The following is a 21,892-nucleotide window of genomic DNA, read 5'->3' as shown; positions in this document are numbered from 1 at the left end:
TGTGTCGCAGTCATCAGACGTTCACCGACTGGGGGGTGCTTTTGGTGGCCTCGTCGGCGAGTTGCCGTTCCCGCTTGCCCCAGGTTTCCCGGGTGACCATGGCGGCCCAGAGGCCGATGGCTGCGTAGAAGCCGAAGAGCAGCGCCGGGCCCATCCAGCCGAAGCTGACGAACAGGAGGGTGGTGATGAAGGGGGTGAAGCCGGAGACCATGGCCGAGATCTGGTAGGCCAGCGAGGCGCCCGAGGCGCGGGTCTTCGCTTGGAAGAGCTCCGGGAACCAGGCACCCTGGGCGCCGGCGAGGGAGTTCTGGCAGACGGCGTAGGAGATCACGAGGGTGGCGATGATGAAGATGAACATGCCGGTGTTGACGAGCAGGAACATCGGGATGGCGAACAGCACTGCGAAGGCGCAGGACCAGATGTAGAGCGGGCGCCGGCCGATCCTGTCCGTGAGCCTGGCCCAGGCTTGGGTGGCGAAGATGCCGATAGCGGAGGCGATGCACAGGGCCACGAGCGTCTGGGTCTTGTCGGCCAGGTGCTGGCTGTTGAGGTAGGAGATCATGTAGGTGATGGAGACTGCGTAGCCTGCGGTCTCGGCGATGCGCAGGCCGATGCCCTTGACGATGTTGCGCCAGTCGGTCTTGAGGACCTCCTTGATGGGGGACTTCACGATGGTGCCGCTGTCCTTGACTTCCTCGAAGACGGGGGACTCGGGGACCTTGGAGCGGATGATCAGGCCGACGACGACGAGCACGATGCTGGCGAGGAACGGAATGCGCCAGGCGAGTTCGCCGCCGAGCTGGACGCTGAAGAGGAACACGAGGTTCGCCAGCAGCAGTCCGACCGGGAAACCGGCCTGGACCATTCCGGTGTATTTGCCCTTGGTTTTCCAGGGAGCGTGCTCGTAGCTCATCAGGATGGCGCCGCCCCATTCAGCGCCGAAGGCCAGGCCCTGGACGATGCGGACGAACACCAGCAGGGCAGGGGCCAGGAGGCCGACCTGGCTGTAGGTGGGGAGGAGGCCGATGATGAAGGTGGCGACGCCCATGAGGATCAGGGAGGCGACCAGGACGGGTTTGCGGCCCAGCTTGTCACCGAGGTGGCCGCCGATGATGCCGCCGATCGGGCGGGCGGCAAAGCCGACGCCCAGGGTAGCGAAGGCGGCCAGTGTCCCGGTCACAGGGTCTCCGGTGGGGAAGAACGCCGTGCCGAAGTACAGGGCTGCGGCCGTGCCGAAGCCGATGAAGTCGTACGTCTCGATGACTGCGCCGACGCTGGAGCCAATGGCGACGCGCCTTGCGTCCTTTGTGCCATGCACGTGGCCGCGCATCTTCAGAGCTTCATTGCTCATTTCTGATCCCTTTCGAGGAACCGGCCGCGCTTCCGCACCGCCGCTGTCGACTGTTAACAAATGATATGCCAGTGTGACCGGCATCATGGTGCAATGTCAACAGTCAATGTTCGAGGTTGACTGTTGACACTAGATCCACTTACAGTGATTCACATCACCCCGCTCGTTCAGAGGAGCAACGACGATGTTCAACTCTCGGCTCGGCTGCTCATCCATCAGCTTCCGGCACCAAGAGCTCCCGGCCGCCCTGCGGACCATCACCGGCCTGGGCTTTAATGAAATCGACCTCGGCGCCCTCCCCGGCGTCTGCAACCATGTCCCGTACAACCTGGATGACTCCGCAGTTGCCTCGGTGACCGCGGACGTTGCTGCCTCAGGGCTGACCGTCCGCTCGGTCAACGGGGACATCGGAGACCTCAACGCAGTGCTCGACGACACTGCACGGCTCGCCCGCGAACGGCACCTGGACGCCCTCCTCACCCTCGCCGCCACCACCGGCGCGAAGGCGCTGGTCCTACCCTGCGGCGCCCTCAGCCACGAACCTGTAAAAAGCCTCGAGGAGGACCTGGACGAAATCGCCGCCCAGCTCATCCACGCCGCGCAACGCGCGGCGGAATTCGGCGTCGAACTCTGGACCGAATCACTGCACTTCCTAAGGTTCTGCTGGAACCTCGAGCGCGGAGAACTGCTGGCGCGACGGCTGGCGGGCTCCGGCGTCGGCATCGTCATGGACTTCAGCCACATCGTGGCAGCCGGCGATGACCCGCAGGAATACCTCACCCGCCACAAGGGCCGCATCTCCCACGTCCACCTTCGCGACGCCGTGCCGGGAAACATCAACCTCAGCATCGGCAACGGGCAGGCAGACTTCACGGCCGGGCTCCGCGCCCTCGTGGTGAGCGGCTACACCGGCCATTTCTCCCTCGAACTCGAAACCCGGGACATCACGGACGACGAACGACCCGCCGCCGCAGCAAAAGCGGCAAGCTTCATCACCGACCTCATCTGAACCACCACCAAGTAATCCAAGGAGCATCATGACCACCACTATCCAGCGCACCGCCGTCCTCACCGGAGCCACCTCGGACCGGGGCATCGGGATCACCACCGCACGCCGCTACGCCAGCCAGGGCTGGGGCGTGGTGATCCTGGACCTCGACGGCGAGAAGTCCGCCAAGGTCGCCGCCGACATCGGCAATGAGTTCAACGTGCCGGCGTTCGGCCACGAGATCGATGTCGCCGATGAGAGCTCCGTCCAAGCCGCCTACGAAGCCGTCAAGGCCGAGGTCGCCGCCGGCGTCCTGCCCCCGGTGGGCGCCGTGGCCAACATCGCCGGCATCACCTCCCCGGTCCCCTTCCTGGAAACCACGCTGGAGCTCTGGCACAAGGTCATGAACGTCAACGCCACCGGAACCTACCTGGTCACCAAGGCGTTCCTGCCGGACATGATTGAGAACGGCTGGGGCCGGATCGTGAACATGTCCTCAGTGTCCGCCCAGCGCGGCGGCGGCGTGTTCGGGAAGGTCCCCTACTCCGCAGCGAAGGCCGCCATCCTGGGCCTGACCAAGGCGCTGGCCCGCGAAATCGGCGCCACCGGCGTCACGGTCAACGCCATCACGCCCGGCGCCGTGGACACCAACATCCGCGTGGGCAGCACGGACGAGCAGGAGGCCGCCATCAACGCCGGCATCCCCCTGGGCCGCAACGCCACCACGGATGAGATCGCCGCCGTCATCACCTTCCTGTCCTCCGAGGAATCCGCGTACCTCACGGGCACCACCATCGACATCAACGGCGGAAGCCACATCCATTAGCGGCCCGGCCACGTCAGAGAGCCCATCATGACCAAGATTTTCAACGATCCCTGAGTTCGCGGAGGAAGCCCTTGCCGGATTCTGCGACGTCCATTCCGGGCTGGTGCGCCAAGTCCCCGGCGATGCCGTGCGGCGCCACCGTCCGGAAGATCCCTTCGTCGTGGTGTGCTCACCCCTGCGAAGTGTCCAAGGTGGCGGCCGCTCCGGTGACAGGTGTGAACGGTCGATGGCGCGGTGGCTGTCCGGACGCCGCGCCAAGCAGCCGAAGGACCTCGACCCGGCCTATAGGCCGAGCTTCCCCACCGCCCACCGGTCATGAACTCACCCTGCCAGTAGACTTAGACCGGCTCTCCAGTCCCCCCAGCTTGGAGAGCCGGGAGCCTCCGCGCTTGAGTCCCTGGACTCGCGCGGAGGCTTTCCTCATACGCCCGGCAACCTGGGCTGCTATCAGAAAGTGATCAAACCAGATACGGGTCCCGGATTTAACCTTTAGTGGATCAGGCCGGCGACGAGGCGCAAAGCCCACCAATTCCTGCAACGCGCCTCAAAGCCGGCTCCGCCTACCGACTGGCCAGGCTCAGCGAGCTCATGACCGATCCGGATCAGTTGCCGCGTCATGCTGTTCCCGACGCATTCCTGCATGAACAGGTATCAAAGCAGAAATTCCGGACCGGCCGATACCTGGCCCGATCTAAAGAATAATCAACAAGTCATGTTGTAGGCGTCTCTAGCCCCCATGAAGTGGTGAACGCGAAAACCCAAAGGAAAGGAAGAACCAGGATGAACACCCATAAGGGATGGGCTGCCGCGGAGATCTCGGACAGTGAGCCCTCTTAAAATGGGGGTCTACCGAAAGTAGAGATCAGCATGACCGCATCACGGAAGCGATTCCCCCAGGAGTTCAAGGACGAGTTGTTCCGCGAGGTGATCAACACGTCCAAGCCCATCAAGGACGTGGCCACCGCCTATGGTGTCGGCCCCGAGACTCTCCGCAACTGGCTAGTCAAGTACCGTGAGGCCAACGGCGGCACGGAGGCGGACCTGACGGTGTCGGAAAGGGCCCGTCTGAAGGAGCTCGAGCGTGAAAATCAGGAGCTGCGGGCGGAGACTGCCTTCTTGAAAAAAGCCAGCGCTTACTTCGCGCGCGAGCAGCGGTAGTGAGCAAGTATGAATTCATCGATTCCCAAAAAGCTGAGCCCGCCAATCTGAATTCGGTGGTGAGAATGTGCCGCTGGCTGGCCGTCTCGACGTCCGGTTTCTATCACTGGGCCACCCGTCCGCAATCGGCCACCTCGGGGCGCCGGCAGGGCCTGACAGCGCGGATCGAGCACTTCTTCGAGGAGTCCGAGGGTACCTACGGGTATCGGCGCATCCACGCCGATCTCGCCGCGGAACAGACCGAGTGTTCACCTGAGTTGGTGCGGCAGATCATGCGCCACCAGGGCCTGGTGGCCTGTCAACCACGCCCGTTCCGCATCACGACCGAGGCTGACGCTGAGGCCGCCGCGGCCATGCCCGACGTGGTCCGCCGGGACTTCACCGCCGACCGGCCCGGGGTGAAGTTCGTCGGCATAGGACATTACCTACATCCACACGTGGCAAGGGTTCGTCTACCTCGCAACCGTCATCGACTGCTACTCCAAGAAAGTCGTCGGCTGGTCCATCGCCGATCACATGCGCACCGAGCTCGTCGCCGACGCACTCAAGAACGCCGCCGCGACGACCCGGATCGAGCCGTCCGCGATCTGGCACTCCGACCGGGGCAGCGTTTATACCTCGACGGATTTCAGGGCCCTGGTGGCCGGCCTGGGCATGCGCTCTTCGATGGGACGCACCGGCGTGTGCTGGGACAACAGCATGGCCGAATCGTTCTTCTCCGTCCTGAAAAACGAGCGTGTTTATCGGACCGTTTACGCTACTAAATCACAAGCCCGGAGCGACGTCATTCGCTATATCGAGGGGTTTTACAACAGCCGGCGCCGTCACTCCGCGCTCGGTTACCGCCGCCCCAACGAAGTCCACTATGGTTATCAACAGCCAGCCTTGGCAGCGTAGAAGAATCCACTCATTCCGCTGTCCGAAATCCCCGCAGCAGCCCAGGACCACAACGGGCGGTACCCGGTCCGCCGTAGGCAGCCGCTCCCCCACACAACCGAATTGGCCGTTCCGGGACCCCACACACCCGGAACATCACATCAGAGGCAAAAGTGTGGACACTGTCCACACGAAAAAAGCACAAAAAGGCCCCTGACCAGGGAAAACACTGTGCCCGAGGTGGGACTCGAACCGGGTTCCAGCCCCTGCAAACACTGGACTCCCGCCCAAACATACGGAATCCGGCCCAGTCCGGCCCCGGAACGGCCCAGTCCGAGACCCAAAGTGTGGACACTGTCCACACCCCCAAATCTCCCCACCAAAGACCTCCCCCAAACTGCCGCACCCAGCGTTGACAGGGTGCGGCATTTCTCTGTCTCGACAAAGTTGAACAAGCCGTTGGACTCCACGAGCGGCAGCCACCTGGTCATGCGCTCGCTCAGTGCGGGGACTGACCGCGCAGGGTTGTCGGGCGCTAGGCACCTCATAACGATTCCACCTCCGTTCATCCCCTTCATGGGCGGAAGCGTCGACAGCTGCCTGACCTGGCAGCGACCCTTCAGACGCTGACCGCGGACTAGCAGAGCCACACGAAGACAACGGAACCCCGGCGGCGTCACCAGCCGCCGACAGCACGGTGTCCACGTTCAAGGCCTTGCCCGAACGCAGCACGAACTGCCCCACGACGGCATAACGTTGTCGTGTCCCGTGAGAGGAACCCTCTACGGGACCGACACCGACCAGCAGCCGCTCCTGAAGGGGATGGGTGGCTCGGGTAGGCTCGGGACACCAAGCCTGAGGGGGCAGCCGCATGGAATCCGAGCATCACAGCAGACCGGTCAACGATCACACCACCAGCAGTGAGCCCGCTGCCAAAACGTGGGAAGAGCAAAAGCGAATCAGGTTCTCAGCCTGGCTCGGTATCGGCCTCGCCATATTCATCATGGTTCCAGCCGTATACAGGCTTGCCACGGAACCGCCTCGCTGGCCAGACGCCATATTCGTCAGCGTTGGAGTGGGGTTGATCATTTTTCACAACGTCCGGGTCCTTCGCCTACGCAGGGGCTAACTAGACGGTCTCCTGCAGGCTATGGAGGCCAAAGAGGGGCAGTAGGGTTCGAGTGTCCGGCGCCGTAGACTCCGTTTCGTTTGGGGATCCACCTGCGGGACAAACCCACGCCTTGGCGAGTCCGTCCCGGTGGACGTTAGCTGCGGTTACGCTGACGGCACGGCTAACCGAAAGTGGGTGTGCTTCAACTTGGGCGAGTGGCGCTGGCGTGGATACTAGCTAGAACAACGTTTTTCCGTTGAGCATTTCGGGGAAATGGTCCGGCCCGGTAAGTATGGGCACTGCTGCCCAACCCAGCCCGCGCGGTGTCGCAAGGGGGTGTGGACATAGCAGGAGACCGGCCAGGCGATCACCGACCGGCCGGTCTCCTGCGGTGACGCTACAGCGGCTGGATGTTCTCCGCCTGGGGTCCCTTGGGGCCCTGGGTGACGTCGAACTGGACCTTCTGGTTCTCGTCCAGGGACTTGTAACCGCTGGAGGCGATTGCCGAATAGTGTGCGAACACGTCAGCGCTTCCGTCGTCGGGGGCGATGAAGCCGAAGCCCTTTTCGGCGTTGAACCACTTGACAGTACCTGTAGCCATGCTGCTTGTTTCCTTCACGGGTCGCTGGTCGGTTCCGCTTTTCGGATTGCCGTCCCCGCCACTCACCTGCTTGAGCCTATGTGGGCTGTCCGCCTGCTGGCAAGCAATTGTGGCGCTAACCGGTTGCCCCTCCCAGCTGGTATCAGCCCCGGAAAGCCCGTACTAGCCGCCGAGGCAGTGAAGGTCGGTCAGCGAGAATTTGTCGCCGTGGCCGGTGGTGTCCTGAAGCTTCACGATGGCGTCTTTCCCCTGCGGCAGCGCGGCCGTGATGCTGTTGGCCCTTCCCACGGTCGCGTTGCCCATGTCCACGGTGGCTTCAACGTAGAGCCCGCCCGGGCACCCGTTCGCGGCCATGGTGGTGACGTGAACGACGATGCAGTTGAAATAGCCGCACGAGAACTCAGACGGGGCCGCGTACTGGTAGTAGAACACCCCCGAGAACTGGGTCCAGCCCTGGGCCTCCATTTGCGGCTTGATCCGGTCGACGGGCGGAGCTTGTGCGGCGGCGGCCCGTCGAGCGGCCTCCTTCTCGGCGGCCGCCTTGTTCTCCTTCTCGACACCGGCCCAGAACGCCGCCGAATCGTCCGCCTTCTTCTTCGCGGCTTCGTCCGCAAGCGCCTGCTCGGAAGCCTGGGCGGACGCCCGGGCAGCTACAGCCTGCCGGTCCGGGAGTTCGGAACCGAACCACCATGCGCCCCCACCGGCCACCACGGCTAAGACCAGCAGCACGACGATCACGAAGACGCGGCGTCGTACTCGGGGCCGAACCTCAGGTTCAGCGGCAGGCTTGTGCTCGGACATGTTCCCCCAATTCATCCGGTCAAGCGGCAGCTGACACGGCTTCCTTGAGGATAGACGATGGGACCGCCGCCCGGAAAGCATGACCCGGGCAGAGCTGCCGGGCAATCCGCATACATGGATTCATGACGACTACAGCCATGGACGGGGCGCAGTTCGCGTACACCCAGTCGGATGAGGTTTCGATCATCATCTCGGATCTGACGGGCGCCCACACACAGCAATTCTGCCACCACTCGGCCGGGCCGGATTGAACGAAGACTTCGACTGGGGCCGGCGTCGGTGAAGGGTTCGGCGTCATGCCTTCAGCCTAAGCCGCGGCCCCAGCGCGGGGCGGTGTTGCCTCCAGCGCGGCGCAATTCCGGTGCTCCCGGGCGATCATCGCTGCGACCTTCCGCAGTTCCAGGGCCGCGGCGATTTCAGTGTCCGTGAACGGAAACAGGGACACGAGACCGGCCGCCGTGTACCCGGTGTTGCCGCTTGTTCCGGCCCGGTGCAGCACGTGGGTCAGGTCCCAGAGAGACGGGGCCCAGCAGGAGGTGTCGAAGTCGATCAGGACCGCCCGGTTGCCGGTGTTGATGACGTTGTCGGCGTGCACGTCACCATGAACGACGGGCGGTGCCGGGGCTGCGGCCGGCTTCGACCACGGCCAGGACCAGTTGACGCCGAAGAGATCATCGAGGACGTTGACTTGCGGCTCTCCCTCCCCCGCGACGCTAAGCCGACCCGGGTGCTCAAAGCCGACCTGCCGTTCCCGACCAACCGGACGACCGAGTTCTCAGCCGGTGAAGGGTCCGTGACCTTCGACAAGGCAGCAACACCGTCAACTGGGAGACCGGGCAGTACCGCAACGTCATCGACAAGGCGCGCAGTTCGGTGGCCGGCGAGGCTCTGTTCAACCGGATCAAAACCGTGAAGTGGACCCGCGGCACCGGCGGTGTCTTCCACGGCGACAACGAGATCAGCAACGAAGAGACCGACCGGGGCGAATACGTCACACCGCCTACGGACCGATCGGCGCCGCCCAGGAGCCCACCCTCTGCGAGGAGTACACCGACTCGAAAGGCAACCGGGTCACCCGAAACGAGCTGCACAAGCTCCAGCAGGAGCTGTGGGACGCCCAAGCGCAAGCTCCAGAACCGGATGGCCAAGGCCACCGCCGCCGCCGGCCGGGGAAGGACGACCGCAGCTTCGAATTCGGGCAGCTTCGCCTCCCGCGGCTACCGGGAGTCGAACATCCGGCTGTACTGAGGCCGCCCCCGCCCCGTTAGGGTTTTCGTTTGCTTTCGTCGGCCAGCAGCACGTCAAAGCTTTCAAGCCCGTAGTCCGGCGACGTCAGCAGAGCGCTGATGTGCGTCGTCTGATCGGGCTTTGTCAGGACCCTGACCTCGATGCCGGGCACCCCGTTGATGCTCAGCTGCACCACGTGCCGTTTGTTCTCGACCATGGTCTGCATCCTGCCCAGATTGATCTGGGCCTTCGGGTCGCCGGTCGTCTCAACGATGAAGGCGTTGACCTGATCCGTCATGCGCTGCAGGCATCTCTTGTCTCGTTTCACGTTGGAGGCAATGGTGGAGCACATCACGATGATGGCCACGAGGTTGCAGATAATGATGACTACTGCAATGTCGCGCAGCAGCGGGATGAAGATCATGAAAAACAAGCACAGGAGGAAAGTCACGAACCCGGCGCCGATGAACATCGATGCCGAGTCTTTGAGGGGTTTCCCCGTCCATTCTTTGGGACTGAACCCGGCGACGTAGCGCTCTGTGGTCTTTGTCGGCATTCCTAGCTCTCCTTCAGTTCCAGGAGCGCCTCGGCAAGGACAACGGCCTCGCGGGCTCTCTTCAGATCGTTGCTCAGCCCGACATCGGTCCCTGCGGAGTCGGCGCCTTCCGCAGTCCCGGCCAGATCCTGCATAGCGCTGCCGAGCTTCTCGCGCTCCTCCGCCACTCTCCGGGACGTGGTAAGCCTGACTTTGTTGAGGTTGAGATCGTGGAGCGGACCGTCGAGTTCGCCGATCCGCACGTCCACTCTGGCAAGGCGCGCTTCGACGCGCTCGCTCCGCGTCCGAAACATCGATTGCATGTTGGTGGCGACGGTGTGCAGTTCCTGGAGTCCGGCTCTGCCCGTTGTTGCTTTGCCGGCGAGGAGCTTTTCCACCTGGTCCAGGCGCAGCGTCCACTGCCGGTAGCCGTAATCGTTGTCTTCCAGCACCGCGGCGACGACTGCCCGTGCGCGGCCGAGCGCGTCGTGACGCTCTTTCAGGTTTTTGGCGGCGGCATCGAGCCGGTGCAGGAACTCTGCATAGTTGTCCATGCTTGCTGGTCGATTCCTTCGCGTGAGGGGCGTTTTCAGAAGTCTATGGTGACAGCCGCGGATTGTGCCGTTAGCGGCGGGGAGGGTTACGCCGGCTCCGCACACATAATGGAGCTTGAGCACCCGGGACTCCCGCCGTCCCTCCCCTTTCATCCGCGCACTTCGTGGCGCCAGCCCGGCATTGTGGCCGGCCCGACTGCGCCTGGCGGGTAGCGGCTGCCGTCGGCCCCGACATGCCAATCTTGGTCCGGGTCCACGTCGTCCATGACCCATTCAGGCCCGAGGGTTGGGGCGTAGGTGTCACCGACGACGACCTTATCGATGACTGTGATGACCGCCGTGCCGGCAGCGTTCATGGCCTCGCTGTAGACGCGCCCCCGCCGATGACCCACATCCGGTCTCCCGGGCCCGCGGCGCCCGCCCCCAGCTCCAGGGCGTGGAACAGGCTTGAGGCCCGCGCACTGCCGTCAGCTGCCCAGCCGGGCAGGCTGGTGATGACGATGTTGGGGCGCCCCGGCAGCGGCCGGGCGTTCTCCGGGAGGGAATCCCAGGTGCGGCGGCCCATGATGACGGGCTGCCCGGCTGTGCGGCTGCGGAAGTGCCGGAAGTCTTCAGGCAGGTGCCAGGGCATGGTCCCGCCGGTGCCGATGACACCGTTGGAGGCCTGGCCCCAGATCATGGCGATGCGCGGGTCGCGGCTCGTCACGGAATCGTTGAATTTCTCGTTGAGCCGGTACGGGTTGTCCGGCTCGGTCGCGTCTGCCGGAATGCGCGGGCCACTGCGTCGTGGCCGAGCCCGCTGAAGATTTCAATCTGTTGTTTCGTCCTTGGCGCGTTCTGGTCCACGAAATTCCGGACCGGCCCCAGCACGAGGCCGATCGAAAGAATATTCGGCAAGTCATGTTGCACGCGGCCCTAGCCACCATGAAGTGGTGAACGCGAAAACCCAACGGAAGAACGAACAAAGATGAACTCCCAACAAAGCCCCCACAGGGCGGTACGCGGTCCACCGTAGCTGGCCGCTCCCCCATACAACCGAATAGGTCTATCCGGGACCCCACACGCCCGGAACATCAGATCAGAGGCTGGAGAGTTTGGACACTGTCCACACGAAGAAACACAAAAAAGCCCCTGAACAGGGAAAACACGTGCCCGAGGTGGGACTCGAACCGGGTTCCAGCCCTTGCAAACACTGGACTCCCGCCGAAACATACGGAATCCGGCCCAGTCCGGCACCAGTACAACCGAATCCGAAGCCCAAGGTGTGCACATTGTGCACACCCTCTCTTTTGACGACCTGCATGCAGCCTCCGGCGAGTGGCCGAGGCCCTTCGGACTCGATGGAACGGCCTGCTGCACCTTCGTCCCGCGCTGTGCCACCAGGCCTCGGCGTCTTGGCCGGGGCCTGGCGCCCGGCCACTACCGAGCACCCGACGTAGGGGCACATATCAGGCTGGGAATCAACGAGCGTCATGGCGTTACGCCTCCTTCGGACACCTCATGGGCGAAGGAATAGAAACCTGCATGACCGGAACCCTTCCCGAAGGTGCAGCAGCGTGTTTGGCGGCCCAGGGCTGGCGCGCCACGGTTCCCTGCCCGCCCTAACCGAGCAAGTGACTCATACGTTGATCGCTTCTGATCCAGCCTGTTCGCTGACCGCCAGGGACGGCACCTTGCACAAATACAGCGCCCAGACCAACAAGGAACCCCTCGCCCCTGCCCGCGCTGCACTGATTCAGACGCCGCAGAAGTTGAAGCCGAAGCTTGTCCTATACGCCCACACTCCAAGAACAACCCTCGATGCATTCTCGCAGGGGTAGCGCTTGAACCCGTGCCACCAGTCGATTCTTTCGTACCAGCGCACCGGCTAGCAGCTACACCCCAAGTACTCCCGTGATGCTCAAAGCGGAGCGCGACACCCGCGGCCGAAGTTTCCACTAGAACCTGGTCCACTCTAAAATTTACCGCTATCCAGCGGCCTCAAGAGAGCGTTTGCATTGACGGTAGGATAAGCGGGATATCAGAGATGGGGAGGAAAAATAGAATGGATACAGCCTACTGCACCAAGGACGATAGAGCATGGGACGCAGCCATGCTCAGCAAAGAGGCAAAGCAAGAACCAGACCATTGGCTGAAAGACCGCCGTCCAACCTTCCTATGTCGAAGCTGCGAGCAAAAAGCACGATTTGTAAACCACAGCTCCAGCGGCCGGATTCCGCATTTCGGAGCCCCCCACGAAGAAGAATGCGACTTCTACAATGACCCTACTGGCGGGCTGAAGAATGATGCCCCGGCTGATCCAGCCGCGCAGCAGTTGAACGTCGGCGGAAACAAGGAAATTCGCTATGAGGCACCCCGGCCCCTTAACCCGATCGCCGGCGCGCCCGCGGGGAGTGCGCCCGCAGTCGGCACTAACAACCAAGGTGCGGGGGCTGCGCACGCGGTGTCCCCAAACAACGCCCCCCAAGCTCACGAGACAACGGGACTGAGCCGCCTCCTTAGCAACCTGAGAAACGGCGCAGACTACCCGCCCGCCAACCTTTGGCTGGACGTGCCAGCCAGAGGTACGGCTGTACGTGCCGTTGACTACTTCCGCAGGATTGCGGACATCACGCCGGACACGAGCGCGGATGGAGTCACGCGAGCATACTGGGGGCAGATCAGCAGCGCTCATGAAGGCTGGGAAGAAAAAGGCAAGGAAACCCTATGGATCAATTGCGATAATCGAGGCAGTCTAATAACAATACGCCTTGAGCATGACATGAAAGGCGAGCTTTTCACGGCGCTGGGTATAACCAAGGCTCATGAGCTCATGGATTCGCATGTAATTGTTGAGGGAGCAACGAAGCAAGGGGCTAAAAAGCTTTCAATCAACATTACCGATATTAAAAAAATGGCCTTCCGCCCGAAGCGTTAGCGACATAGCGCGGCCGCAATGACAGAAGACGTGCACTAGGGACTGCGCCCGCTTGTGAAGAGCACCACTCGAATCCCACGCATAATGCCCGTCATGCAGCTGCCCTGGAGCAGTGCCATGAATAGTCGTGAAAGCAGAAACAGGCAGATGCACATCGACGAACTGCATGCGCCGGTCCCGCTTCGAAGGTGATCGGTGCCTCGTCGCCACGGAGCCGCTCTTCCGATATCGCGACCGGCAACCATTAGGCAACAACATCGAATCACTACGTAAGAAGTTAGCAGTGGCAATAGACGGCAAGAAGCTAGCCCAGGCAGGTAAGTCTCACGTAAGGAGATGTGCCCGCAACGTCTTCCACTTGAGCCACATGAGAACTCGGAGGTGCAAGCCGTCTGATGCAGGGTTTACAGCGGCAACGGTCGCTTCGAACAACCCAGGCTGATCCAGCAGGTCCACGTAGTCCAATACGGGCGCTGGAATATATCCGATCCGTTCGCCTGTCTCAGTGTAGATTGCCCGCGCTCGTGGGTCGGCAATGTTCTCCATCTCCGCCACGACACGAAGGCGTCCGCCTGGCTTCAGACGCCCAGAGTCAACAAGTTCACGAGACTCGTCTTGTTGGTACTTGAGGCCGTGAACGGGCACCAAGAAGCGCAATGACTCTTCAGCCGAATCGATCTCTGGCTCAGCGAACATCTCGTACGTGTCTGCGACACGCCTTCCAAAAGAGCGAGCCAGTATTTCAAATGGCGCAGCATCGGCAGGGAGCCTGAGCTTCTTGAGCCACTCATCACGATCGGGACGCTTATGGCTCATCAACCTCCCAGAAAAGAATGGGAAGAGAACAGTAGATTCATACGTGCGCGAGACATCACGGAAACCGGGAATTGCTCGGAAATGGGGGTTATTCTCTACCCCCGGAAAGTACCGAAAGGTGTACGTCCCATTGTGCTCCTCAGCACGCCCAAGCAAGACATAGGCGCGCGTTTCAGGATTCTGCCAGGATACGAGGAGCGAATTCGTCTGAGGAAGGGTAGCCGGCGTCGATGGCCGATTCAGCAGCCGAGACATGAGACCAATCTTTCTTTGTTGATACTGACGATCTTAGCGGCCAGCCTAGTTGCCTGCACTGACATTCTACTTTGCTCGATGATCCGAGTCGCCGTGTCAACGTCGAACTCAAGCACGGTCGCGGCCCAGTGTCGCTGCGCTTCGGTACTGCAGCCGGCTAGAAATTGAACCGCGAAATCAACCAAAGACGTCTTCGACTCCCCCTCGAACCGATGACTCGTGGCTCTGGTCGCAAACTGCCTCAACAGCTCTTCCGAAGCGAGGACCTTCTCCAGACGTGGTCCTCGCGTGGTGACGCCGAGAGACGTGGCGTGATCATAGGACGGCGCCAGATGCATTGTTCCCCTGGGCGTGATTTCTATTGCCCAGTTTTCGCTGTGGCGGTCCGTGTTCCCTATAAGTGCGTCGAAAATCAGATAGCCAGCGAACCAATCGACAGCGGCCAGCCCCTTCACCGGACCTGCAATAGGTGGCTCAAGCTGCTCCAAGATCGTCCTGATCCACTGCTGGCTATGGCCCTTTGAGTCCTTTGCTCGCGGGTCGAAGTTCTCAACGAACTCTGACAAGTACAGTGATGCGTGCTCGAGTTCGTTTTTTTCATCGACAACAACATTCCGAGAAAGACACCCTTGGGAGCTCCTAAGTGTCGCTAGTCGAACGACGGCAGCTGGTATCCCGAATTGCTGGGCAAGTATGCTTGCCACAAGCTCTGACCTGTCCTCAAACTCACTTCGATGTTGTCGATTGGGTTTGTAGATCCAGCGGTGATCAGGTGCGAAAGGGTCCCTGAACCAAGTCTTTTCATTCTCACCAGCTGGCTCATCCCTGTCCAACAGCCAAGCCGTGAGGTCCACAACTTCAAACCGAGGGTCTGAGTGGCCCACCAAACTTCTCCTTCATGAGGTGTTGACTGCAGATCCAAATACGAAGCCCGGCGGAGGGACTGGCCGCTAAGCCCGACAACTTGGCATAGCACACGCGCACACTACAGCCTAACGTCAAAGCCCTTGCTGTCTGTACCGTGGAGCCTGATCGCAGCTCAGCAAAGAAGGATGCACTCGTCGCCTCGCCTAACCGCAAGATTCCCGTTTCACGTGGATGAAGCGACCATCTGTGACCTCGGACCTACGCATCAGCCGCTGAGACGCCGGACTTAGTCAGTGACAAGCCTGGCAAGGGAGCGAACCGCGTTTGTGAACTGGTCGAACCTCAACCTGATGTGGCCGTTCTGGAGACCGCCGGTGCTACGGACGAGTTCATGGGCCTTGAGCTCCAGCAATTCATCCGGCACAAAGCGCGGCATCGTGCGGCTGACCCATGGCCACCGATCGGCTTCGCCACCCCTTTCCTCACGGTAATCATCAGGCAGGAGCTCCGGTTCGGAGGTCACTTCTAAGACGGCGTAGCAGTCACGGGTCTGCGCGCAAATAACAACCAAATCTCCGGTCTTGATGCTTGGTCGGCCCTTCGCGGGGCTGCCGAAGAACCAATCACTGCGCCACTGGTCCAGCGCCGGCTCACCGTACTCGGACTTCAGCCACAGTGTTCGATTCTTGTCGCGCGCATCCAGCAGGAGCTGCTCCACAAGAACCAGAGCAGACTCACTATCCAAGTCATCGGAAGCGGACGTGTCTGCCCTGGTCAGATGCTGCGCCTGACTGAGCAGCTTCTCGAGATCCTGCTCTGTAACGTCGCGGCTAACCCACTTGCCCATGGCTTTCCTGACAGCTTCAACTTGAGCTGCCCCCAGATCAACACCCAGCTCCACGTTGGCAGCCTTGGAGCTGCCCAGACCGGCACCGGTCAAGTTCGCCGATCCAAGGAAGCCACGACTTCCAACAATGAACGTCTTGGCATGCAGCCGTTCAACATGGCTAATGGTGACGCCGCTTTGTTTGAGTTCCCTTAAACCTTCGATTGACAGGTAGCCGTTGGCAACTGCGCTCGGATCAAGGCACGTGAAAAGCTGCCAGCTGGAATCAGACGGGCCGGCGGTTCGCGCCAGCCGGTTACAGACGTCAAACGAAAGAAACGGGCTGGCCAAGAACACGTCACCGTCGACGTCCCCGATGGCTTCATACAGCCAATCAGCAGCCCTCGTGTGGATCAAACCTTCATTCATCACGACGTTGACCCTACTGTGAGTCTCATTCAGCGCCCGTGAGCGCCACGAAGATCTTCCTGTATGCACTGCAAAGGCCCTTGTATGACGGGGCGCTGGTTCCCGCGCTGCTGTCAGCCAGGAGGCCGGTGATTCCTGTTCCAGCGCCGGACCGGCAGCAGCTTGGCCCGAGGCGATTTGCAGGGCGCCCTAGGAGTGCGCTGAATAATTTGGGGGATGCTGGCGTGCCTGCTGGATTTTGGGGGCCGGTGATTTAAGACTGGTGTCATGCAGGGTCGTGAGGATGGGCAACGCGGGTATTTGGATGTGGAGGCGCTGGCCGGGGAGTTGTTGGTCCCGGGCAGCGTTTTCGCGTTCCTGGCCGAACACCGGGGGCGGTTGTTCCCGGATTCGATGATGGAGGATCTGTTCCCCTCCGGGCGGGGGCGCCCGTCGGTGCCGGCTCCGGTGATCGGCTCGGTCCTGGTGCTCCAGGCGTTGCGGGGGCTTTCGGACCGGGAAACCGCGGAGGCGTTGACGTTTGACCTCCGGTGGAAGGCAGCCTGCGGGTACGGGCTGAACGAGACCGCGTTCCACCCGACCACGTTGACGTATTGGCGTAAACGGCTCGCCGCGAGCCCGGATCCGCACCGGATCATGACGGCCATCGCCGACGTCATCGCCTCCACCGGCGTGCTGAATGGCCGTCGCCGGCGGGCCTTGGATTCGACGGTCCTCGATGACGCCGTGGCCCGGCAAGACACCATCACGCAGCTGATCGCCGCGATCCGCCGGTTCGGCCGCGATGTCCCCGGCGGCAAGGAGCTGCTCGCCGCCCACGCCACCGGGTATGACTACACGCGCACCGGCAAACCCGACATCGCCTGGGACGATGCCGACGCCAAAGAAGCGCTGGTCTCCGCGCTCGTGACCGACGCCCTGGCGCTGCTGGCCGCGGTCGATCCCGACACCCTGGACGCCAAGGCGGCCGACGCCTACGCGCTGCTGGCGCTGGTCGCCGGGCAGGACGTCGAGCCCGCGGACGGCTCCGACGGCACGGACGGTCGGTGGCGGATCGCCCGCAGGGTCGCCCCGGACCGGGTGATCTCCACCGTGGACACCGAGTCCCGGCATGCACACAAGACCCGGGCAGAGCGCCGGGACGGATACAAGGCCCACATCGTGATCGAACCGGACACCGGCCTGGTCACCGCCGCGGCGATCACAAAGGCCGCCGGCGAGGGCGCCACCGACGCGGAAGCCGGCGCCGTGCTGCTGGGCCAGGACCCGACGATCACCACAGATGTCCAGGTGCTGGCGGACTCCGCATACGGGACCGGGGAACTGCTCAGGACCCTCGCCACGGCCGGTCATACCGCGTTGATCAAGCCCAAGCCCCTGGCCAGGGCCATCGAGGACGGCTTCACGATCGATGACTTCGCTTTTGATGGACAAGCCGGGACGCTGACCTGCCCCAACGGGTTGGTGCGCACGATCACCGCGAAGGGCCGGGCCACGTTCGGTGCCGGCTGCACGGGCTGCCCGCTGCGGTCCCGCTGCACGACCGCAACCCGGGGCCGGACGATCGAGCTGCATCCGGAGCACGCGCTGATGCGCGAACACCGCGCCGCAGCCCGGGACGAGCGATTCCAAGCCGACTACACCCGCCACCGGCCCATGGTCGAACGCTCCATCGCCTGGCTCGTGAGAGACAACCGGCGCCTGCGCTACCGCGGGACCACGAAGAACCACGCCTGGTGGCAGCTGCGCATCGCCGCGGTGAACCTCAAACGACTCCTGAAACTCGGACTCACCACCCAAAACGGATCCTGGGCCACCGTGTGAAGGCCGGCAGGGCCACCCGCAGGGCCCCGGAACGGCCAGAGCCACCCCAATCGCGGCCCTGTGTCCGCCCGGACCGATAACCGACCGCCGAACGAAAGCCGCACGGACCACCCGCACATGCCTGAAGGGCCAGGCAAAGCGCTCACACGCCCCGCACCAACCCCTCAAAACCACTTAGTTCAGCACACTCCTAGCGCCGGTGGCCCGCGTGAGCGCGAGCCCGGCTACGCCCTGGGGTTCCATGAGCCACGACAGCGCGGCGCGAGAGATCCGTTCGTTTTCCATCGGTTCCGTCCTTCACGCGGCTCTCGAAGGTATCTACCGCCCACTGGTGGGGACAATCGGTGCCGATGAGTTTTTGCGGCAGGAGTCGGGCCCGAGCTTTCCTCGCGAATTCAACAAAGCCACCGAAATATACTGCTCTTTTGGCCACTGGTATTGGTTCCTGGCGGACACTCGTAGCGCTATCGTCCATGACACAGAATCACCCGTCATGGACCACATCGCCGTCGGATCATCGTTGCACGGAAACCTCATTCGTGTCTGCCCCTATTATGCACAAATGGCTGACAATTAAAAGAGCAAAGCCCTTGGCTCGATGACAGGGGCTTTGCTGCGCTTACTTCCTTTTCGGAGCCAGCGGCTGCGGTGCCGTCGGCTTCGTTGGAGTGTTCCGGCTCTCGCTGAACGTGCCGCCACCCTTTTGAATGATCACCGTTGTCGACGGGATCTGAACCCGAGGCTGGCTTCCCGATTTGTCGCTATTCCCCACGGTTTCTACTTCCTAGATAAGTTTCGCGTGCATAAGTCCCACTGTGATTGGCATCGCCATCCACGCCAACGCAAGTATCCCATAGCCTACGAGAATCAACTTGGCTGCCCGCTCTATTCGCTTCATGTCGTCTGTCAGACCCGCCATGCTGTCCCTGACGATGCTGTATTCAGTGCTGAAAGGATCAGCATCAAGACGCTCCTGGAAAGAGAGCGTGGCATCAGCCTCAACGCCCTTCGATGGGCGCATGGCCAACAGGCCGATGACTGCAGCTGCCACGGAAAAGCTAATGCTGATGAACTGCCAACCTGTTACCCAGTTATTTGCTTGAACTGTACTGAAAACTCCGGACGCAGTAATCAAGATGGCAGCTCGTGTGTACATGTTGCTGGTGCGCTGCATGACGGCTGCTCGCTGTCGGTCAACTTCCGCGTGAACCAACTTCAACTGGTCGATATTTCCAGCGTCATCGTCGCCGCTACCTGACGGTCTCTGAAACTTCCACCGGGAGTGGGGTCGAAATGAGGCTCGAATTTTGGGCGGCATGTCATCAGTGTATTGGGGGTGACTGACAACGGCCGCCGAGTCGGAAACTTGTCGGAGCCTGTTAGTAGGCTTCAAGCTCAACTAGATCAAGGATTGGGGCATGGGTCATGACGCTCAAGGCAGACGTCGATCAGGCAGTAGACGAACTAATGAAGACATGGTCGACAACGCTATGGAGTGGGGCCCGAAAAGACGTTCCTGATCCCGATGACATGGGGTTCTCGGACGGCAAGTTGATCAGTGCCACGTTTCTCTACGCAGATATGGTCAATTCCTCTGGGCTTGTCGCGGCGACGACAGACCAAGAAGTCGTGGCCAGCGTGGTCTCCGGCTTCCTCAAGTCGTGTGTACGGATAATCAGATTCCATGATGGCCACATACGAAGTTTCGACGGCGATCGGGTGATGGGTGTCTTCAGTGGAGCGGGTAAAGAGACCCGGGCTGCTGTTGCCGCGCTACAGATCCACCATGCGGTGACGTTTCTTCTTGACCCTATGATTCAGAGCAGTTTTGCGGACATAAAGGCGGCTGGCTGGCACCTGGCTCATGCTTCTGGAATCGCGACAAGCCCGACACTGATGGTTAGGTCTGGTATCAGGAACAACAGCGATCTTGTGTCCATCGGAGTCGGCCCCAACTTGGCCGCCAAGCTCAGCGACATCCGGACAAGCAATCACAAGACGTTCATAGGCGCCGGAACGTATAGCGAACTTGAAGAACGAGCGCTCATCGGATCTGACAAGTTGAATATGTGGACAGGCCCGCACAGCCAACCCATGGGTGGGGGAAGTTACTCGTATTACTCGTCTTCTTATCACTGGAAGATTTCGTGAACGATAACGATGCCATTGACAATGCCTGGAAGATCCATGCAGCCCAAGCTGAATGGACGGGCAAAGTGGACGCCAAAGCCTCATTCGCCTTCACCATCGAATCGGCCATCATAGCGACCACTGTGGCGCTGTCCGCCAATGGACGGCTCTTTTCAAATCTCAATGGTTGGCTTAATGGGGCCTTTTTCTGGCTCGGCATCCTATCCCTGCTAGCTGGCGCTTTCTTCGCTCTTGTCGTCGTCAGACCCCGCCTCAAAGCTGACGCCGTCAAAAAAATGGCAGATGATAACTTCATCTACTTCGGGCATGCTCAGTATTGGGAAAGTGACGATCTAGCCAAGGCACTAAGGGAACGCGACATCCTCCCCGTGATCACTAGGCAGATTGTCGTGATGGCCGACATTGCCTGGCAGAAGCACAGGTGGGTACAGCTGTCGATGACACTTGGAGGTGTAGGCGGCGCACTGCTAGTCGCCTGCGGACTGATTCAGAGGTTTTAACGGCAATAGAACGTCAATTACCTAGGTTTCGGAATCCTGCTGAGCGCGCTGCCCAGTTTAGCTGGTGCGGCCCTGGCAGTGCTTTCGATTTGGACGCCCCAAGGAGCAAAGCTAATGCTCCACCTGACTCGACGGAGACACTGCGCCGCAGGCAACAACAAGCCAGCATCTCGATAGCTTTTGCCGGGTCTTTCGGGATGCGACTGTGCGTTTGGAGCGCATACATCTCAGGCACACTGAGCGTCTTCGCCATGGCCGGGAGCGCGTGCTGCATGTCAGTGAGCGAGGAAGCGCGTCAGCGTGTGGGCAGTGTCCACGGCGAGAAGTGCATGCGATGATCCCAAACCCGCGGGGTGCTCTGCTTTGCCGTGGCCTGACCCTACCTTGTTCCGAAGTTCGCCCAGATTCTGCACCAATGCCACCTGACTACTCACGAGTTTGATGAGCGCTCCGTCCGTCGACCCAAGGGCTTTGTCGATATCTTGGTCAGCTAGTAGGGGACGCAGAACTCTCCACCAGTCGCTCAGATCGGGGGCAGCCTTCGACGGCGCTTCGTTATGTTTCGCCGAGAGTGCCTTGAAGGTCGCCTCAACGATTTCCTTGGAAGCGCCGACTGCGCTTGAGATCTCCGTTCGTGTCCGGCGCGCACGCATTTGCCGTAGGTGACCGTCGATGATCGAGTCTGCAACTAGCCCGCGCAGATGGGGCCAACCGCCTGACGCATCGCGTATCGCCGGCGCAACATCTTCATGTTCTCCAAGATCGCTAAGGGCCCCTGTAAGTTCGAGAACCCGCCCTCGGATGTCGGCGATGAGTTCGATTAGCCCTCTCTCAGCTGCACCGGTTTCGCCGCGGTTTGTTGTTAGCTGCGGTGGGTCACCGAGAACTTGATAGTTCCTGAAACGCTCATCAGTGAAGGTTCGCAGAGCCGCCGCGTTGACGTCAGAAATCCACTTGTAGATTTTATCGAAGGCGCGGTTCTGTCGATTGTCGATGAACATCCCCACGGCGATCTCGTGGTCGCGTAGCGACTCTGGGCCTAAGCGTGCACGAAATGACTGGCCCTGCCGTCCTCCCATTAGCTCTCCGACTCGCTCCTCGGAAGCCTGCCCTTGTCTGAGGTAGAACGGTACAGCCTCATGGAGGAAGATGAGGTGTTTTACTCCCGAGCGGACGAGCGAGCGCATCCGTTTGATGCGATCCTCACGCAGCCAGTCGTCATCAATGGTCACGAGCTATTCCTCCTGCCGGCGACAATCGGGTAGAGCCCAGAGGTATC

The 21,892-nt window shown here is 61.4% G+C and carries 21 protein-coding genes and 2 pseudogenes; 10 read left to right on the top strand and 13 right to left on the bottom strand.

The annotated features are described in order from the left end of the window. Nucleotides 1–13: 13 nt before the first annotated feature. Nucleotides 14–1,351, bottom strand: a complete 1,338-nt coding sequence (locus AC50YM_RS08835; RefSeq protein WP_494956582.1) for an MFS transporter — start codon at nucleotides 1,349–1,351, stop codon at nucleotides 14–16. Nucleotides 1,352–1,535: 184 nt separating this feature from the next. Here AC50YM_RS08835 and AC50YM_RS08830 point away from each other — a divergent pair, with 184 nt between their 5' ends. From AC50YM_RS08830 to AC50YM_RS08820, 3 genes and pseudogenes are all read left to right on the top strand, one after another. Continuing rightward, nucleotides 1,536–2,360, top strand: a complete 825-nt coding sequence (locus AC50YM_RS08830; protein ID WP_494956581.1) for a sugar phosphate isomerase/epimerase family protein — start codon at nucleotides 1,536–1,538, stop codon at nucleotides 2,358–2,360. 28 nt (nucleotides 2,361–2,388) lie between these two features. Next, complete coding sequence (locus AC50YM_RS08825; RefSeq protein ID WP_494956580.1) at nucleotides 2,389–3,165, top strand: SDR family NAD(P)-dependent oxidoreductase; 777 nt, start codon at nucleotides 2,389–2,391, stop codon at nucleotides 3,163–3,165. 867 nt (nucleotides 3,166–4,032) lie between these two features. Then, nucleotides 4,033–5,220: pseudogene (locus AC50YM_RS08820) on the top strand (IS3 family transposase). 1,487 nt (nucleotides 5,221–6,707) lie between these two features. Here the strand turns inward: AC50YM_RS08820 and AC50YM_RS08815 are convergent. Further along, complete coding sequence (locus tag AC50YM_RS08815; protein WP_120949954.1) at nucleotides 6,708–6,911, bottom strand: cold-shock protein; 204 nt, start codon at nucleotides 6,909–6,911, stop codon at nucleotides 6,708–6,710. A 162-nt stretch (nucleotides 6,912–7,073) separates the two neighbouring features. After that, nucleotides 7,074–7,712, bottom strand: a complete 639-nt coding sequence (locus AC50YM_RS08810) for a hypothetical protein (protein ID WP_494956579.1) — start codon at nucleotides 7,710–7,712, stop codon at nucleotides 7,074–7,076. A gap of 122 nt (nucleotides 7,713–7,834) precedes the next feature. Between AC50YM_RS08810 and AC50YM_RS08805 the strand changes: the two genes are divergently transcribed. Further along, on the top strand, nucleotides 7,835–7,963 hold the full coding sequence (locus AC50YM_RS08805; RefSeq protein WP_494956578.1) for a hypothetical protein: 129 nt from the start codon (nucleotides 7,835–7,837) through the stop codon (nucleotides 7,961–7,963). Between the two features lie 56 nt (nucleotides 7,964–8,019). Here AC50YM_RS08805 and AC50YM_RS08800 read toward each other — a convergent pair. Then, nucleotides 8,020–8,358: pseudogene (locus tag AC50YM_RS08800) on the bottom strand (phosphotransferase family protein); the annotation flags it as partial. Between the two features lie 227 nt (nucleotides 8,359–8,585). Between AC50YM_RS08800 and AC50YM_RS08795 the strand changes: the two are divergent. Further along, on the top strand, nucleotides 8,586–8,960 hold the full coding sequence (locus AC50YM_RS08795) for a hypothetical protein (protein WP_494956577.1): 375 nt from the start codon (nucleotides 8,586–8,588) through the stop codon (nucleotides 8,958–8,960). A 16-nt stretch (nucleotides 8,961–8,976) separates the two neighbouring features. Here the strand turns inward: AC50YM_RS08795 and AC50YM_RS08790 are convergent, their stop codons facing one another. From AC50YM_RS08790 to AC50YM_RS08775, 4 genes are all read right to left on the bottom strand, one after another. Beyond that, a complete protein-coding gene (locus tag AC50YM_RS08790; RefSeq protein WP_494956576.1) occupies nucleotides 8,977–9,495 on the bottom strand; it encodes a hypothetical protein in 519 nt (172 codons plus the stop codon). Nucleotides 9,496–9,497: 2 nt separating this feature from the next. Further along, the gene (locus tag AC50YM_RS08785) at nucleotides 9,498–10,028 is read right to left on the bottom strand and encodes a hypothetical protein (RefSeq protein WP_494956575.1); all 531 of its coding nucleotides are present in this window, start codon (nucleotides 10,026–10,028) and stop codon (nucleotides 9,498–9,500) included. Nucleotides 10,029–10,177: 149 nt separating this feature from the next. Continuing rightward, the gene (locus AC50YM_RS08780; RefSeq protein ID WP_494956574.1) at nucleotides 10,178–10,384 is read right to left on the bottom strand and encodes a hypothetical protein; all 207 of its coding nucleotides are present in this window, start codon (nucleotides 10,382–10,384) and stop codon (nucleotides 10,178–10,180) included. Then, entirely contained in the window at nucleotides 10,381–10,734 is a 354-nt protein-coding gene (locus AC50YM_RS08775; RefSeq protein WP_494956573.1) for a dihydrofolate reductase, read from the bottom strand. Before AC50YM_RS08775 ends, AC50YM_RS08780 begins: the two co-directional genes overlap by 4 nt. 1,338 nt (nucleotides 10,735–12,072) lie before the next feature. Between AC50YM_RS08775 and AC50YM_RS08770 the strand changes: the two genes are divergently transcribed. Beyond that, entirely contained in the window at nucleotides 12,073–12,945 is an 873-nt protein-coding gene (locus AC50YM_RS08770) for a hypothetical protein (protein WP_494956572.1), read from the top strand. Between the two features lie 324 nt (nucleotides 12,946–13,269). On the opposite strand, the gene AC50YM_RS08765 is transcribed toward AC50YM_RS08770, so the two are convergent. The 3 genes from AC50YM_RS08765 to AC50YM_RS08755 form a co-directional block, all read right to left on the bottom strand. Next, on the bottom strand, nucleotides 13,270–14,016 hold the full coding sequence (locus tag AC50YM_RS08765; protein ID WP_494956571.1) for an HIRAN domain-containing protein: 747 nt from the start codon (nucleotides 14,014–14,016) through the stop codon (nucleotides 13,270–13,272). Next, nucleotides 14,001–14,900 carry a HipA domain-containing protein gene (locus AC50YM_RS08760; RefSeq protein ID WP_494956570.1) on the bottom strand — a complete coding sequence of 300 codons (900 nt, stop codon included), beginning with the start codon at nucleotides 14,898–14,900 and terminating at the stop codon, nucleotides 14,001–14,003. Before AC50YM_RS08760 ends, AC50YM_RS08765 begins: the two co-directional genes overlap by 16 nt. 269 nt (nucleotides 14,901–15,169) lie before the next feature. Further along, a complete protein-coding gene (locus AC50YM_RS08755) occupies nucleotides 15,170–16,141 on the bottom strand; it encodes a phospholipase D-like domain-containing protein (RefSeq protein WP_494956569.1) in 972 nt (323 codons plus the stop codon). Between the two features lie 264 nt (nucleotides 16,142–16,405). Here AC50YM_RS08755 and AC50YM_RS08750 point away from each other — a divergent pair, with 264 nt between their 5' ends. Both AC50YM_RS08750 and AC50YM_RS08745 read left to right on the top strand, forming a co-directional pair. After that, complete coding sequence (locus AC50YM_RS08750; RefSeq protein WP_494956568.1) at nucleotides 16,406–17,962, top strand: IS1182 family transposase; 1,557 nt, start codon at nucleotides 16,406–16,408, stop codon at nucleotides 17,960–17,962. 241 nt (nucleotides 17,963–18,203) lie between these two features. Beyond that, on the top strand, nucleotides 18,204–18,539 hold the full coding sequence (locus AC50YM_RS08745; RefSeq protein WP_494956567.1) for a hypothetical protein: 336 nt from the start codon (nucleotides 18,204–18,206) through the stop codon (nucleotides 18,537–18,539). A 207-nt stretch (nucleotides 18,540–18,746) separates the two neighbouring features. On the opposite strand, the gene AC50YM_RS08740 is transcribed toward AC50YM_RS08745, so the two are convergent. Next, nucleotides 18,747–19,136: a hypothetical protein gene (locus tag AC50YM_RS08740; protein ID WP_494956566.1), complete on the bottom strand. Its 390-nt coding sequence runs from the start codon at nucleotides 19,134–19,136 to the stop codon at nucleotides 18,747–18,749. Nucleotides 19,137–19,387: 251 nt separating this feature from the next. Between AC50YM_RS08740 and AC50YM_RS08735 the strand changes: the two genes are divergently transcribed. Beyond that, nucleotides 19,388–20,113: an adenylate/guanylate cyclase domain-containing protein gene (locus tag AC50YM_RS08735; protein WP_494956565.1), complete on the top strand. Its 726-nt coding sequence runs from the start codon at nucleotides 19,388–19,390 to the stop codon at nucleotides 20,111–20,113. Then, nucleotides 20,110–20,613, top strand: a complete 504-nt coding sequence (locus AC50YM_RS08730; protein ID WP_494956564.1) for a Pycsar system effector family protein — start codon at nucleotides 20,110–20,112, stop codon at nucleotides 20,611–20,613. Before AC50YM_RS08735 ends, AC50YM_RS08730 begins: the two co-directional genes overlap by 4 nt. Before the next feature lie 275 nt (nucleotides 20,614–20,888). Here AC50YM_RS08730 and AC50YM_RS08725 read toward each other — a convergent pair whose 3' ends face one another. After that, nucleotides 20,889–21,845 (bottom strand): abortive infection family protein, encoded by a 957-nt coding sequence (locus tag AC50YM_RS08725; RefSeq protein WP_494956563.1) that lies wholly within the window; start codon nucleotides 21,843–21,845, stop codon nucleotides 20,889–20,891. Nucleotides 21,846–21,892 lie beyond the last annotated feature (47 nt).

The organism is Pseudarthrobacter sp. RHLT1-30-1 (assembly GCF_059383415.1).
The sequence above is the reverse complement of the archived record's forward strand: the minus strand, read 5'-3'. Positions and strand labels throughout refer to the sequence as shown.